This is a genomic window from Streptomyces sp. NPDC101490 (assembly GCF_044767145.1).
Classification (GTDB): Bacteria; Actinomycetota; Actinomycetes; order Streptomycetales; family Streptomycetaceae; genus Streptomyces.
Genome location: NZ_JBIWNI010000005.1, coordinates 286337 through 301185 on the forward strand (window position 1 = coordinate 286337; position 14849 = coordinate 301185).

At 70.2% G+C, this 14849-nt stretch carries 11 protein-coding genes and 1 tRNA gene; 5 read left to right on the top strand and 7 right to left on the bottom strand.

Translation table 11 applies throughout. The features are described from left to right. Positions 1–25 precede the first annotated feature (25 nt). Genes ACIRQY_RS14390 through ACIRQY_RS14405 form a run of 4 tightly spaced genes read left to right on the top strand, consistent with a single transcriptional unit; the run spans position 26 to position 2721 of the window. On the top strand, positions 26–187 hold the full coding sequence (locus ACIRQY_RS14390) for a hypothetical protein (protein WP_351783356.1): 162 nt from the start codon (positions 26–28) through the stop codon (positions 185–187). Further along, a complete protein-coding gene (locus ACIRQY_RS14395) occupies positions 184–822 on the top strand; it encodes an aminodeoxychorismate/anthranilate synthase component II (protein WP_351783358.1) in 639 nt (212 codons plus the stop codon). Before ACIRQY_RS14390 ends, ACIRQY_RS14395 begins: the two co-directional genes overlap by 4 nt. Beyond that, complete coding sequence (locus ACIRQY_RS14400; protein ID WP_403925150.1) at positions 819–2006, top strand: class E sortase; 1188 nt, start codon at positions 819–821, stop codon at positions 2004–2006. The genes ACIRQY_RS14395 and ACIRQY_RS14400 overlap by 4 nt, the downstream gene beginning before the upstream one ends. Before the next feature lie 40 nt (positions 2007–2046). Continuing rightward, a complete protein-coding gene (locus tag ACIRQY_RS14405; protein ID WP_351783362.1) occupies positions 2047–2721 on the top strand; it encodes a class E sortase in 675 nt (224 codons plus the stop codon). Positions 2722–2910: 189 nt separating this feature from the next. Here the strand turns inward: ACIRQY_RS14405 and pknB are convergent, their stop codons facing one another. The 6 genes from pknB to ACIRQY_RS14435 all read right to left on the bottom strand — a co-directional run bounded on the left by pknB (position 2911) and on the right by ACIRQY_RS14435 (position 11111). Continuing rightward, the gene (pknB, locus tag ACIRQY_RS14410; protein ID WP_403925153.1) at positions 2911–4959 is read right to left on the bottom strand and encodes a Stk1 family PASTA domain-containing Ser/Thr kinase; all 2049 of its coding nucleotides are present in this window, start codon (positions 4957–4959) and stop codon (positions 2911–2913) included. Between the two features lie 142 nt (positions 4960–5101). Next, positions 5102–6568: a peptidoglycan D,D-transpeptidase FtsI family protein gene (locus tag ACIRQY_RS14415; protein WP_403925155.1), complete on the bottom strand. Its 1467-nt coding sequence runs from the start codon at positions 6566–6568 to the stop codon at positions 5102–5104. Beyond that, positions 6565–8004: an FtsW/RodA/SpoVE family cell cycle protein gene (locus tag ACIRQY_RS14420; protein WP_351783367.1), complete on the bottom strand. Its 1440-nt coding sequence runs from the start codon at positions 8002–8004 to the stop codon at positions 6565–6567. The genes ACIRQY_RS14415 and ACIRQY_RS14420 overlap by 4 nt, the downstream gene beginning before the upstream one ends. 26 nt (positions 8005–8030) lie before the next feature. Continuing rightward, positions 8031–9515 (bottom strand): Stp1/IreP family PP2C-type Ser/Thr phosphatase, encoded by a 1485-nt coding sequence (locus ACIRQY_RS14425; protein WP_351783369.1) that lies wholly within the window; start codon positions 9513–9515, stop codon positions 8031–8033. Positions 9516–9721: 206 nt separating this feature from the next. Beyond that, positions 9722–10243, bottom strand: a complete 522-nt coding sequence (locus ACIRQY_RS14430; protein ID WP_351783371.1) for an FHA domain-containing protein — start codon at positions 10241–10243, stop codon at positions 9722–9724. 10 nt (positions 10244–10253) lie between these two features. Then, a complete protein-coding gene (locus ACIRQY_RS14435; RefSeq protein WP_403925160.1) occupies positions 10254–11111 on the bottom strand; it encodes an FhaA domain-containing protein in 858 nt (285 codons plus the stop codon). Between the two features lie 520 nt (positions 11112–11631). On the opposite strand from ACIRQY_RS14435, the gene ACIRQY_RS14440 reads away from it, so the two are divergent. Then, positions 11632–11715, top strand: a tRNA-Leu gene (locus tag ACIRQY_RS14440). 421 nt (positions 11716–12136) lie between these two features. Here ACIRQY_RS14440 and ACIRQY_RS14445 read toward each other — a convergent pair. Beyond that, entirely contained in the window at positions 12137–14443 is a 2307-nt protein-coding gene (locus ACIRQY_RS14445) for a peptidoglycan recognition protein (RefSeq protein ID WP_403925360.1), read from the bottom strand. Between the last annotated feature and the right edge of the window lie 406 nt (positions 14444–14849).

The window sequence follows — 14849 nt, forward strand, 5'->3', positions numbered from 1 at the left end:
ACGAACGGAAGGGGCGGTCGACGTCATGTACGGCTGGATCTGGCGGCATCTGCCGGGCAACGCGTGGGTGCGGGCGCTGCTCTCGGTCGTGCTGGTCCTCGCGATCGTCTACGCCCTCTTCCAGTACGTGTTCCCCTGGGCGGAGCCGCTGCTTCCGTTCAACGATGTGACGGTGGACGGCCAGTGAACGCGCGCATTCTCGTCGTCGACAACTACGACAGCTTCGTCTTCAACCTCGTCCAGTACCTGTACCAGCTCGGCGCCGAGTGCGAGGTCCTGCGCAACGACGAGGTCGCGCTGAGCCACGCCCAGGACGGCTTCGACGGCGTCCTGCTCTCGCCGGGACCCGGCGCGCCCGAACAGGCCGGCATCTGCGTCGACATGGTCCGGCACTGCGCGGACACCGGGGTGCCCGTCTTCGGCGTCTGCCTCGGGATGCAGTCGATGGCCGTCGCGTACGGCGGGGTCGTCGACCGGGCCCCCGAGCTGCTGCACGGCAAGACCTCCCCCGTCGTCCACGAGGGCCGGGGCGTCTTCACCGGACTGCCGTCGCCGTTCACCGCGACCCGCTACCACTCGCTGGCCGCCGAACCGACCGCCCTCCCCGCCGAGCTCGAAGTCACCGCGCGGACCGAGGACGGCATCATCATGGGCCTCCGCCACCGCGAACTGGCCGTCGAAGGGGTCCAGTTCCACCCGGAGTCCGTCCTCACCGAGCACGGACACCTGATGCTGGCCAACTGGCTGGAACAGTGCGGCGACACGGGGGCGGTCGAGCGGTCGGCGGGGCTCGCGCCGGTGGTGGGCAAGGCCGTCGCGTGACGACGGGCTCTCCGTGGTTCCGGGCGACGAACGAGCCCGGCCCCGAGCCGATACCCCCGGACCCCTACGGGTCACCCGCGCCCGGCTACGGGCAGCACCCCGCACCGGACCACGGCCACACACCCCCGCAGGGGTACGGAGAAGCACCCCCGCAGCCGCCCCCCCGGGGCTACGGCGAAGTGCCCGCGCGGGGCTACGGCGAAGCCCCCGCACCCGAGGCTCCCTACGGGAACCCCTACGAGCAGCCCTACGCGCCCCCGTACGAGGCGCCCGAGGTGCCCGAGCCCTCCCGGGTCCCGCTCGACGCCACGGCGCCCCTGCGGGCCGTGGAGCCCCTTCCCGGGCCCGGTCGCGCCGAGCGGCGCCGGGCCGCCAAGGGAGGCCGCTCCAGGAACCGCAGGACCGGACCCCCCGAGAACCGCCCCCCGGCCGGGGCTCCGGCCGCCGCCCCCGGGCGTCCCCTCTCCCGGGTCGAGGCCCGCCGCGCCGCCCGCGCCGCCAAGGAGAGCGTCGGCGTCGTCGCCAGCCGGGTCGTCGGCGAACTGTTCATCACCTTCGGCGTCGTCATGCTGCTCTTCGTCACCTACCAGCTGTGGTGGACCAACGTCCTCGCCGGGCAGGAGACCGACCGGGCCAAGGAGCAGATCGAGGACACCTGGTCCAGGGGCGGCGAAGGGGCCGCCGAACCGGACGCCTTCGAACCCGGCCAGGGCTTCGCCATCATGTACATCCCCAAGCTGGACGTCGTCGTCCCCGTCGCCGAGGGCATCGACAAGGCCAAGGTCCTCGACAAGGGCATGGTCGGCCACTACGCCGAGGGCGGCCTCAAGACCGCCATGCCCTCCGACAAGCAGGGCAACTTCGCCGTCGCGGGCCACCGCAACACCCACGGCGAACCCTTCCGGTACATCAACCGGCTGAAGCCCGGCGACCCCATCGTCGTCGAGACCCGGAACACGTACTACACCTACGAGATGGCGAGCATCCTCCCGCAGACCTCGCCCTCGAACGTCGCCGTCATCGACCCCGTGCCGAAGGCCTCGGGCTTCACCGGGCCCGGCCGGTACATCACGCTGACCACCTGCACCCCCGAGTTCACCAGCACGTACCGCATGATCGTGTGGGGCAAGCTGGTCGAGGAGCGCCCGAGGAGCAAGGGCAAGCCCCCGGCGCTCGTAGGCTGAGACCGCACATCTCCTCCGTACGGGACGACGGGACGACCTAGTGGCACGCGCGCGCAACCGGATCGCCGGGATCATCAGCGTCTTCGGCGAACTCCTCATCACGGCGGGCGTGGTGCTCGGCCTCTTCGTCGTCTACTCCCTGTGGTGGACCAACGTCCTCGCCGACCGCGCCGCCGACCAGGACGGCGCCCAGGTCCGCGACAGCTGGGCCGACGGACCCGGGGCGCTCGACACCAAGGACGGCATCGGCTTCCTCCACGTGCCCGCCATGAAGAACGGTGAGGTCCTGGTCAAACGAGGCACCGGCAGCGACGTCCTCAACCACGGCGTCGCCGGGTACTACACCGACCCCGTCAAGTCCGCGCTCCCGCAGGACAAGCGCGGCAACTTCACGCTCGCCGCCCACCGCGACGGACACGGCGCCAAGTTCCACAACATCCACAAGTTGAAGGACGGCGACCCGATCGTCTTCGAGACCAGGGACACCTGGTTCGTCTACAAGGTCTACAAGACCCTGCCGGAGACCACGAAGTACAACGTGGACGTCCTCCAGCCGGTGCCCCGCGAGTCCGGGAAGACCAAGCCCGGCCGGTACATCACCCTCACCACCTGCACCCCGATGTACACCTCCGACTACCGGTACATCGTCTGGGGCGAGCTGGAGCGCACGGAGAAGGTCGACCGCGACCGCACCCCTCCGGCCGAACTCCGCTGACCTGATGATCCGGTCACCCGCCGATCCGGTCCCCGGCGGCTCGCTCCCCGGCGATCTGCTTCCGGGCGGCCCGGCGGCTCGGTGGCCGGGCGGGGCCGCCCGGACCGGGGCAGGACATGAGGGTAGGGTCCCGGCGTCCTGACGGACACCGGGACCCTCCCTCACCTCACGCCGTCACCCTCACGGGCGTCAGCCGAACCAGCCGCCGTCACCGGGGTTGTCCCCGTTGCCGCTGTCGCCGCCGTTCCCGTTCCCGTTCCCGCCGAGGGTGAACACGGTCACCGTGTCACCGGTGTTGGCCATCTGGCCCGCACCCGGCATCGAGTTGATCACCATGGCGTTCTCGTCGGTCGACCCCTGCTGCTGGACGACCAGACCCAGGTCCTCCAGCTGCTGCTTGACGTCCTTGAACTTCTTGCCGCCGATGTCACCGGGGATCTGGACCTGCGTCTGCTGCGGCCCCTTCGAGACCCGGAGCTTGACCTCGGAGTTCTGGGCTGCCGGCGTGTTCCCCTCCGGGGACTGGCTCAGGACCTCGTCCTTGGGCTTCTCGCTGTCGACGTACTCCGTGACCACGGTGAAGCCCAGCCCCTTGAGCTGCTGCTCCGCCTGCGACAGCGGGTTGCCGACCACCAGCGGGACCGTCTTCTGCTTCTGCTTCGAGACGGTGATCGTCACCTCGGAGTTCTTCTCCGCCTTGGTGCCGCCGTCGGGGTTCTGGCGCAGGACCGAGCCGGGCTCCTCGTCGGACTCCTCCTGCTCGACCTTCACCTTGAAGCCCTTGGCCTTCAGCGACTCCTCGGCCCGCGCCTGCGACTGCTCGACGACGTCCGGGACCTCCAGGAGGGGCGCGCCCTCGGAGACGTACACCTGGATCGTGCCGTCGACGTCCATCTTCGCGGTGCCGTCCGCGGCCGGGTTCTGCCGGCAGATGGCGCCCTTGGGCTGGTCGCAGCGCTCGGTGCCGGCCTCGACGACCTTCACCCTGGCGTTGGGCTCGGCGCTCTTCGCCTGGGCCATGGTCTGGCCGACCAGCTGCGGCACGGTGAGCTGCTGGGGGCGGTCGTTCTTGTCGAACAGGGAGACGCCGATGAAGATCGCGCCGACCAGTACCAGGACACCCGCGAGCGCCAGGAAGATCGTCGACGTGTTCGACTTCTTCGGGCCGCCCCGGCGCCGGTCCGGCCGGTCGTCGTAACCGCCGTAGCCACCATGACCGCCGTAACCGCCGTCGTCCGGGCCGATCGGGGGCATCATCGACGTCTGGCCCGCCGGGTCGGCCTGGCGCAGTGCCGTCGTCGGCTGGTCCTCCGGCGGGTATCCGCCGTAGCCCCCGCCGTACGGGGGCGTGCCCGCCATGCCCATTCCCATGCCCATCGCGGCGGCCGCCGCGACCGGCTGCCCGTCGAGGCACGCCTCGATGTCCGCGCGCATCTCGTCGGCGGACTGGTAGCGGTAGTCGGGGTCCTTGACCAGTGCCTTGAGGACGATGGCGTCCATCTCGGGCGTGATCTCGGGGTCGAAGTTGCTCGGCGGCTGCGGCTCCTCGCGGACGTGCTGGTACGCGACCGCGACCGGGGAGTCGCCGATGAACGGGGGCCGGACGCTGAGCAGCTCGTAGAGCAGACAGCCCGCGGAGTAGAGGTCGGACCGGGCGTCGACCTGCTCGCCCTTGGCCTGCTCGGGGGAGAGGTACTGGGCGGTGCCGATCACCGCGGCGGTCTGCGTCATCGTCATGCCCGCGTCGCCCATGGCGCGCGCGATGCCGAAGTCCATGACCTTGACCTGGCCGGTGCGCGTCAGCATGACGTTCGCCGGCTTGATGTCACGGTGCACGATGCCCGCGCGGTGCGAGTACTCCAGCGCCTGGAGGATGCCGACCGTCATTTCGAGGGTGCGCTCGGGCAGCAGCTTCCGCCCGGAGTGCAGCAGCTCGCGCAGGGTCGACCCGTCGACGTACTCCATCACGATGTACGGGATGGAGACCCCGTCGACGTAGTCCTCGCCGGTGTCGTAGACCGCGACGATCGCCGGATGGTTCAGCGAGGCGGCGGACTGTGCCTCACGGCGGAACCGGGCCTGGAAGGACGGGTCGCGGGCCAGGTCGGCCCGCAGCGTCTTCACGGCGACGGTGCGGCCGAGCCGGGTGTCCTGACCGAGGTACACCTCGGCCATGCCACCGCGGCCGAGCACCGAGCCCAGCTCGTACCGGCCGCCGAGGCGACGCGGCTCTTCCATAGCTAATCCAGCCCTCTCCGTCTGTCCCGACCGCACCCTGGGGTGGTCCGGCGGTGTGTGCTGTTCGCGCATACGCTACCGGCCCCGGGCGGACCTTCCGCCGGGGACCGGTACCTGATACCCGACCGGTACATGGGCGCGATCAGCCCCGGGTCTTCAGGACCGCCTTCATGACGGCCTTCGCGATCGGGGCGGCCAGACCGCCACCGCTGATGTCCTCGCGGCTGGTGCCCTGGGAGTCCTCGACGATGACGGCGACCGCGACGGGGGAGCCCTCGGCGGTCTTCGCGTACGAGATGAACCACGCGTACGGGCGCTTCGCGTTCTTCTCGCCGTGCTGGGCCGTACCCGTCTTGCCGCCGACCTTCACGCCGTCCATCTTCAGGTCGGCTTTGCCGCCGGTGCCCTTGGTGACGACGTTCTCCATCATCTGCTGGAGGAGCTGGGCGTTCTGCGGCGAGACCGGGCGGCTCATCTCCTTCGGCTCGGTCTGCTTGATGACGTCGAGGTTCGGGGCGCGCAGCTGGTCGATCATGTACGGCTGCATCAGCTTGCCGTCGTTGGCGATGGCCGCCGTGACCATCGCCATCTGGAGCGGGGTGGTCGCGGTGTTGAACTGGCCGATCGACGAGAGCGCGTTCCCACCGCGGTCGGCCTTCTTGTCGTAGACCGAGGAGGAGGAGCGGACCGGGGTGAACTGCTCGGCGTTGAAGCCGAACTTCTCGGCCATCTCGACCATCTTGTCGCGGCCGACGTCGTCGCCGAGCTTCGCGAAGACCGAGTTGCAGGAGACTTCGAGGGCACGGTTGAGGCTGGCGTCGGCGCAGCCGCCGGAGTGGTTGACCATCTCCCTGTTGGAGAGGGGGATCTTCCAGCCCTCGGGGGTGTCGGTCGCCGCGTTGATGTCGGTGACCTTGCCGTTCTCCAGGGCGGCGGCGGCGGTGACGACCTTGAAGACGGAACCGGGCGGGTAGATCTCGCGGATCGCGCGGTTCAGCTTCGGCTTGTTCTTGTCCTTCTCCAGCGCCACCCAGGCGTTCTCGTCCTTGCCGGAGTAGCCGGCGAAGGCGGAGGGGTCGTACGAGGGGGTGGACGCCATCGCGAGGATCTTGCCGGTCTTCGGGTCGATGGCGACGACGGCGCCGGTCTTCTTGCCGAGCCCCTCGAAGGCGGCCTTCTGCGCGGCACCGTTGAGGGTGGTGACGACGTCGCCGCCCTTCTTCTTCTCGCCGGTGAACATGGCGAGGGTGCGGTCGAAGAAGAGCCGGTCGTCGTTGCCGGTGAGGATGCCGTCCTCGATCTTCTCGATCTGGTTGGCGTCGTACGCCTGCGAGGCGAAGCCGGTCACCGGGGCCCACATGGGGCCGTCGGTGTAGGTGCGCTTGAACCTGTAGTACGGGTCTTTGGAATCCACGGAGCCGGTGATCGGTTTGCCGTCGACGATGATGTTGCCGCGCTCGTTCGCGTAACGCTCGATCCGGACCCGGGTGTTCTTGGGATGCGCGTTCAGCTCGTCGGCGCGGACGAACTGGAGCCAGTTGTCGCGCAGGAGCAGGGCGAGGACCAGCAGGCCGCAGAAGATCGCGACCCGGCGCAGCGGTTTGTTCACGGACGGACCACCTGGGTCATCTCGGCGTCGGGGGACGGGGCGGGCGCGGGCGCGGGGCGCCGTGCGGTGTCGCTGATCCGGATCAGGATGCCGATCAGGGCCCAGTTGGCGATCACGGAGGAGCCGCCGTACGCGAGGAACGGCATCGTCATGCCGGTGAGCGGGATGAGGCCCATCACACCGCCGGCGACGACGAAGATCTGGAGCGCGAAGGCGCCGGAGAGGCCCATCGCGAGCAGCTTGCCGAAGGGGTCGCGGGCGGCGAGGGCGGTGCGGACACCGCGCTCGATGATCAGCCCGTAGAGGAGCAGGAAGACCATCACACCGGTGAGTCCGAGTTCCTCGCCGACGGTGGCGAAGATGAAGTCGGAGTTCGCGGCGAAGCTGATGAGGTCGGAGTTGCCCTGGCCGAGACCGGTCCCGAGGATGCCGCCGGAGCCGAAGGACATCAGGACCTGCGTCATCTGGTCGCAGGCGTTCAGCATGTTCTGGTCGGTGGCCGTCTCCAGACAGCCGAAGGGGTCGAGCCAGGCGGCCACGCGGGACTGGACGTGGCTGGCGAACGAGCTGACGAGGACCGCTCCGCCCGCCGCCATCAGCAGACCCATGACGATCCAGCTGGTCCGCTCCGTCGCCACGTACAGCATGATCACGAACATGCCGAAGAACAGCAGCGAGGTGCCGAGGTCGTTCTCGAAGACCAGGATGAGGAGGCTGACCGCCCAGATCGTCAGGATCGGGCCGAGGTCACGGCCGCGCGGCAGGTAGAGCCCCATGAAGCGGCGGCTGGCCAGGGCCAGCGCGTCCCGCTTCACCATCAGGTAGCCGGAGAAGAACACCGCGAGGACCAGCTTGGCGAACTCACCGGGCTGGATGGAGAAGCCGCCCACGCGGATCCAGATCTTGGCGCCGAAGACGTCCGCGCCGAGACCGGGTACGAGCGGCAGCAGCAGCAGGACGAGCGAGACCGCCATCGAGATGTACGTGTAGCGCTGGAGGACGCGGTGGTCCTTCAGGAGCAGCAGCACGCCCACGAACATGGCGATGCCGATCGCCGAGTACATCATCTGACTCGGGGCGTCCGGGCTGAACGTGCCGTACCGGCGCATGGAGGTGGCGATCAGCCGCGGCGACTGGTCGAGGCGCCAGATCAGCACCAGGCCCATGCCGTTGAGCAGGGTCGCCAGCGGCAGCAGCAGCGGGTCCGCGTACGGCGCCCACTTCCGCACCACCAGGTGCGCGACACCGGCGAGCAGGGCCAGGCCGAGCCCGTACCCGAGCATTCCTGCCGGGACCTTGCCGTCGATCGCCAGGCCCACGTTGAGGTACGCGAACACCGGGATGACGACGGCGAACGCGAGCAGTGCCAGCTCGGTGTTGCGGCGGCTCGGTGCCTCGATCGCGCCGATCGTGGTCGTGTTGGTGACAACGCTCATGGTGGTGAAAGGCCCCCTACGGGTGCTTACTGCTTGCCGCAGTTCGAGGCCAGCTTCTGCTCCTCAGCGGTGAGCGAGGGACCCGGCGACGGAGCGGCTGTGGTGGGCTTGGATTCGGGGGTGCCGGTGGCGTCCGGCTTCGGCGTGGGGGCGGCCCGGTCGGCGGCCTTCTCGGCGGCGTCCCGGCGCTGCTCGGTCTTCTTGCAGGCCGAGGCCTGGAGGGCCAGCTCGGAGATCTTCGTCTCGGCCTTGCCGAGGCTGCCGCCGGTGATCGTGTCCTCGACCTGCTTCCGCTGGTAGGCGGGGAGGTACTTGAGTTCGATCTCGGGGTGGTCCTTCTCGACCTTCGACAGCGAGACCCACGCCAGGTCCTGGCTGATGCCCTGGTAGAGCGCCACGTGCTGGTCCTTGGACCCGACGAAGTACTGGGTCTGCGTCCAGCGCCAGCCGCCGTAGAGACCGCCTCCGACGAGCGCCAGCACCAGGACCAGGAAGAAGGAGCGCAGCAGCCACTTGCGGCCGGTCCGCGGCTTCACGAAGTCGTCGTCCGCGTACGACTCGAAGGAGCCCTGCGGGGGCATCCCGCCGTAGCCGTGGCCGTCGCCGCTGCCGGGCGGGCCGAAACCGCCGGCGGGCGGCTGCTGGTGCGGGGCACGGCGGCCCAGCCCGGAGGCGCGGCCCGCCGGGGTCTGCATCGCCCCGCCGTCGTTCAGCTGTGCCTGGTTCTCGGCGACCGCGCCCACGATGACTGGGGTGTCGCTGAGGTGACCGGCGAGGGTGTCGCCGCCGTCGACGTCCAGGACGTCCGCGACGATCACCGTGATGTTGTCGGGGCCGCCGCCGCGCAGCGCGAGCTGGATCAGCTCCTGCACGGTCTCCTGCGGACCCTGGTAGCTGGCGAGGGTGTCTTCGAGGGTCTGGTGCGAGACGACGCCCGACAGACCGTCCGAGCAGATCAGATAGCGGTCGCCTGCCCTGACCTCACGGATCGACAGATCGGGCTCGACGTGGTCGCCGCTGCCGAGCGCCCGCATGAGGAGCGAACGCTGCGGGTGGGTCGTCGCCTCCTCCTCGGTGATCCGGCCCTCGTCGACCAGCCGCTGCACCCAGGTGTGGTCCTGGGTGATCTGGGTCAGCAGACCGTCGCGGAGCAGATACGCGCGCGAGTCGCCGACGTGCACCAGACCGAGCCGCTGGCCGGTCCACAGCAGGGCGGTGAGCGTGGTGCCCATGCCCTCCAGCTGCGGGTCCTCCTCGACCATCATCCGGAGCTGGTCGTTGGCGCGCTGCACCGCCGTGCCCAGCGAGGTGAGGATGTCGGAGCCCGGGACGTCGTCGTCGAGGGTGACGAGCGTGGAGATCACCTCGGAGGAGGCGACCTCACCGGCGGCCTGGCCGCCCATGCCGTCGGCGATGGCGAGGAGCCGGGGCCCGGCGTAGCCCGAGTCCTCGTTCCCCTCGCGGATCATGCCCTTGTGCGAGCCCGCGGCGAATCGCAGGGACAGACTCATGCGCACCTGCCCTGTGGAAGCTGCATCGGGGTACAGCCGGTCTCGACCCACACTGCCCACCCTCCGGTCGATCCGGTCACGCCGGTCGCTCCAGTCGCTCCGGTAGTCCCGGGCGTTTCGGTCGCTCCGGTCAGGAGCGCGGAACGGCCTCCGGAGGGGCCCGTCCCGACTCGCTCGCTCGGCTGCCGCCTATTCATGGTGTAGCACTACTTCCGCAGCTCGATGACGGTCTTGCCGATGCGGATCGGCGCGCCCAGCGGAATCGGGGTCGCGGTGGTGAGACGGCTCCGGTCGAGATACGTGCCGTTGGTGGACCCGAGGTCCTCCACGATCCACTGGCCGTCCCGGTCCGGGTAGATCCTGGCGTGCCTGCTGGAGGCGTAGTCGTCGTCGAGGACGATCGTCGAGTCGTGCGCCCGGCCCAGCGTGATCGTCTGGCCCTGGAGGGCGACGGTCGTACCGGTGAGGGTGCCCTCGGACACGACCAGCTTGGTCGGGGCGCCGCGGCGCTGCCGCCCGCCGCCCGTGCTCTGCTGGCCGCGCTGCTGCGGTGGCGCGGCGGCCTGCCGTGCCTGCTGCTGCGGCCGCGCCTCCTGGCGCCGCGAACCGCGCTGGGTGACCCGCGTACCGAAGAGGTCGCTGCGGATGACCTGTACGGCCACGATGACGAACAGCCACAGAACGGCCAGGAAACCCAACCGCATGACCGTCAGGGTCAGCTCTGACATTGCCCCCGCTTCACCCTTCGGCTTGCCGGTAAACGATGGTGGTGCTGCCCACGACGATCCGCGAGCCGTCGCGGAGCGTAGCGCGGGTGGTGTGCTGCCCGTCCACCACGATGCCGTTGGTGGATCCCAGATCCTGGATCGTCGAGGGCGTTCCGGTCCGGATCTCGCAGTGCCGGCGGGAGACGCCGGGATCGTCGATCCTCACGTCCGCGTCGGTGCTGCGGCCGAGGACCAGGGTCGAGCGGGAGATCTGGTGGCGGGTGCCGTTGATCTCGATCCAGCGGCGCGTCTGGGCGCCCGCGCCGCCTTGCGCGGCGGGGCCGGGGGGCCCTGCCGACGGCCGGTGGCCGGGGGCGCCGGGGGGCGGGGACGCGGGCATCGGCGGGGCGGCGGCCGGGGGGTACCCGTAGCCGCCGCGGCCCTGCGCCGGGCCCTGCTGCTGGTGGGGCTGGTGGGAGGGCTGTCCGCCCGCGGGAGGCTGCTGCTGGGATGTGCTCGACGCCAGCGTGCGGCTGCGGACGCGGTACAGGCCGGTGTCGAGGTCCTCGGCCTTCTCCAGATTGACCTTGATCGGCCCCATGAAGGTGTACCGCTGCTGCTTCGCGTAGTCCCTGACCAGGCCCGCGAGCTCGTCGCCGAGCTGGCCCGAGTAGGGGCTGAGGCGCTCGTAGTCCGGCGCGCTCAGTTCCACGATGAAGTCGTTGGGGACGACGGTCCGCTCGCGGTTCCAGATCTGCGCGTTGTTGTCGCACTCGCGCTGGAGCGCGCCCGCGATCTCCACCGGCTGGACCTCGGACTTGAAGACCTTGGCGAAGGTGCCGTTGACCAGACCTTCGAGACGCTGCTCGAAACGCTTCATGACTCCCATGGGGCACCTCCTCCGTCGTTGTCGTCCTGGTACTGCTTACTGATCGTATCCACGCGTCGGGAAATCGGCTGGTTCCCCTTCCCCGTCCTGTGGACGAGTGTCACCTCTCACAGGCTTTCCCCAGGGATCGTAGAGGTGGCCTGTGGACAGTGTCCCGCACCCGGCTGTGGGCGGACGGCGAGAGGGCCCTCCGGGCGGTGTCCGGGACGGCCGCCGCGGAAGTCTCCGGGCGGTCCCGGGGGGTACCCGGGCGGCCTTCGGGTGGGTTCGGGCGGGTCCGGAGGTGGGTCCTGGGCGGGTTCCGGGGTGATTCCGGGGTGGTTCCGGGAGGTCCTGGGACGGTCCGTCCGCTTCCTCCTCCGATACTCCTCCGTCACTGTGGCCCCCTCTCCCCCTTCACCTTGTTCTGCGCGAGCCCAGCCGAAACAACGGATGTGAATCCACGGCCTGCGACGTGCTAATCTTCAGATGTCGCCAGGCGATCACACCGAAAGGTGAGGGAGCCCGGAGCACACCCAATGCGCGGGTGGCGGAATAGGCAGACGCGCTGGATTCAGGTTCCAGTGCCCGAAAGGGCGTGGGGGTTCAACTCCCCCCTCGCGCACAGATGAAGCGGTCGGCATCGTGATCACGATGCCGACCGCTTCTTTTTGTTCGTCGCCCGTTTTTGTTCGTCGGCCGGGGTGTGCGTGTTGCTTCTGCCCTGCTGTTTCCGGCTTCCCGCTCCCCGTTCCCCGTTCCCTGCTCTTGTACGGCTGGTCTGGCGCCGGCTCTACCTGCTCGACCGGTTCGATCGTTTCGAGTGGGCCGTCGGGTCCGGCTGGTCCGTTGTGGGCCTTGGCCGCTGGACATGCTCGGCGCTCGCCGCCCGCCGCCCGCTCGCCCGTGCTGCCCGGCCCGCTCGGCGCTGTGAGATAGCACTCAGGGGGTCGGCGGGCCGCCTCCGTGAACGGAGACGGCCCGCCGGGGTGAGGACCGGCGGGCCGTCGAGGAGAGGCGTCACCGGACACCGGTGACGCCTCCGGTCACTTGAGGTAGACGAGGCCGTCGGTGGTGACGGCGGGTCGTCCGGTGGTGCCGACCACGACGATCTTCACGGTGTGCTTGGCGCTGCCGGCCCAGGTTTTGGTCCAGAGCGCGTCGCGGTACTTGGTGGTGGACGACTTCAGGTCGACCGTGGCGGCCTTGACCCCGTCGACGTAGACATGGGCCTGGCCGGAGGTGGCCGCGCGGGAGACGGTCCAGGCCACCGACCGTCCGGTGAAGGTCCACGTCAGGGACGCGTTCTTGGCCGAGCTGGTGAGGGACTTGCCGCCGAGGTAGCTGGTGGACGATTTGGCCGTCCAGGTGCCGGTCCTGACGGCCGCCGTCTCCTGGAGGATCACCGGGGTGCCCGATACGGAAGCGGCGGCGGTGTTGCCCGCCCGGTCGTACGCGGTCATGTTCCAGGCCGTCGCGGCGCCGGACTTGGCGGTGTGCGCGGCGCTGGTGACGGTGGGCCCGTAGACCGCGGCGAGCGGCGCCGTCAGCCGTACGTCCCTCAGCGCGTTGCTGTCGGCGGCCTTCCAGCTCAGGGTGACCGGGACGGCGGTGGTGTTCACGGTCCCGGTACGCAGCGACAGGGTGGGCCTGGTGGTGAACGTGGGCGCGGTGGTCTCCGCGATCACGGTCGCCGCCGGGCCGGTGATCTGCTTGCCGGAGATGTGGGTGGCCCGTACGGCCACGGTGTGGGTGCCGCGCGCCAGCGTGGCCCCGGCCGAGGTCGCGGTCCCCGCGGCGGTGCCGACGGGCTTGCCGTCGACGAGCAGCTCGTACTGCTTGATCAGGGCGGCGGGCGTGGTGTTCGCCCAGTTCACCGTGATCGCGGCCTTGGTGTAGTACGTCGTGCCGGACGGGTTCGCGCCGGTGATCGACTTGATGGCCGGTGCGGTGCCGGGCCCTGCGGCAAAGCTGCGGACGGTGCCGAGCTGGTCGTAGAAGGCGTTGCCGGGGCACTGGGTGTTGAAGCCGTCGCGGTGGCCGTGGATGACGGGGAACGGGAGCTGGGCGCCCTTGGCCCAGGACTTCCGGAAGTAGTTGGTCCCCGCGTCACCCGCGGTGAGAGTGGTGGTGCCCGCCGGATCGACGCCGTACTGGCCCAGCTTCCACGCGGCGATCCGGGCGACCGAGATCATCGCCTCCGGCGAGGGAGCGGCGTCGGTGTAGGTGCCCAGGACGGAGATGCCGGTGGTCTCGCCGTTGAAGCCGTAGGCGTGGGCGCCCTGGACGGGCTGGTCCACCCCGCCCTTGCGGCCCTCGTAGACCACACCGCACTTGTCGACGAGGAAGTTGTAGCCGATGTCCTTCCAGCCGAGCTGCTTGACGTGGTACGCGTAGATGCCGCGGACCACCTTCGGGGCATCGGCGCAGGTGTAGGCGTTGGACTCGGCGGTGTGGTGGACCACGACCGCCTTGATCCGGCCACCGGCCAGATAGCCCGGCTCCTCCGGACTGATCGACTCGTCCGCGCCCCAGCCCGCCCGTGAGGTGATCGGCGGACGGGGGGCCGTCGAGGGCCTCGGGGGCGCGGTGGTGGGCGCGGTGGGCGTCGGGCTCGCCGTCGTGGACGGGGAGGTCGACGTGGACGGAGAGACGGGCGGGGACGTCGTCGAGGACGGCGAGGCGGACGAGGGCGACGCGGAAGGCGTGCCGGTCGTCGGCGTCGGGGCGGTGGTCGTCGGCGCGCCCGTCGTCGGCGCGGTGGACGGCGAACCGGTGGACGGCGAACCGGTGGTGGAGGCGCCGGTCGTCGGTGTCCCGTCCGGTGCCGGGGCCGTGGACTCCGTGCCCGGGGCGGTGGGTTCCGTGGTGGACTCCAGGGCGAACGCCGCCGGGGCCATGCCCTTCACGGCGCCGGTGCCGGGGTCGACCATGTCCAGGCGCAGCCCCGCGGGCAGCCCCGCCGAGGACTTCCCGGCCGAGGTGACGCGGACCTCGACGCCGTCGGACGGACCCACCCAGGCGGGCTCGGTGCCACCTCGGGCGGCACCGCTCTCGCCCTGGCCGCTGTCGTCCGCCAGCCGGAGCCAGCCGGACCAGTTCCCGGTTCCGGCGGCCCGGGTCCGCACCTCGACCGTGCCGCCCACGCGCGCGCGTGGATCGGTCCAGGTCACGCCCACCATGCTGAACGGCGCGGTGTCCCCCTGCTTGAGGGACGCGCTGCGGCTGTCCGTGCTCGTCGCCAGCTGCGCCGTGCGCTCCCGGGTGCTCACCGGACCGGCCGCTTCGCCGTCCTGCCCGGCGGGCGGCTCGCCGCTGCCGTTCACTCCCTGGAACACCAGCGTCCCGGCCAGCACCGCGACCGCCGTGGCGGCCGTACCCCATATTCGACGCCGCTTCACGCAGCCCGCCCTTCGAGAACATCGTGGAGGGCACGCGGTAGATCGACACGCGTGCCGCAGGTGATGTACGTGGTGATGTACGTCGTGATGTACGCAGTGACGCGTACGTGGGAAAGGTACAGGCCCGTACGACGTGTCTGTCGGCCACCGTCGGCCACCGGCGTGGGGGTGGGCGCGGTGCCGTTGGCGGAGGGGTGCGAAGGGGGCGGTACACCGGGAAGGACCGTCGGTACGGGGTTCGGTGTCCGCGAACAGGGGGCGTGGGCCTGGCGCTTCCGACGAGAGCGGTTCGGGAGAGCGGTTCGGGCGGGTGGTTCGGAGTAGTTCGGGATTTTTGAGGGTGGTTGGAGATATTTGA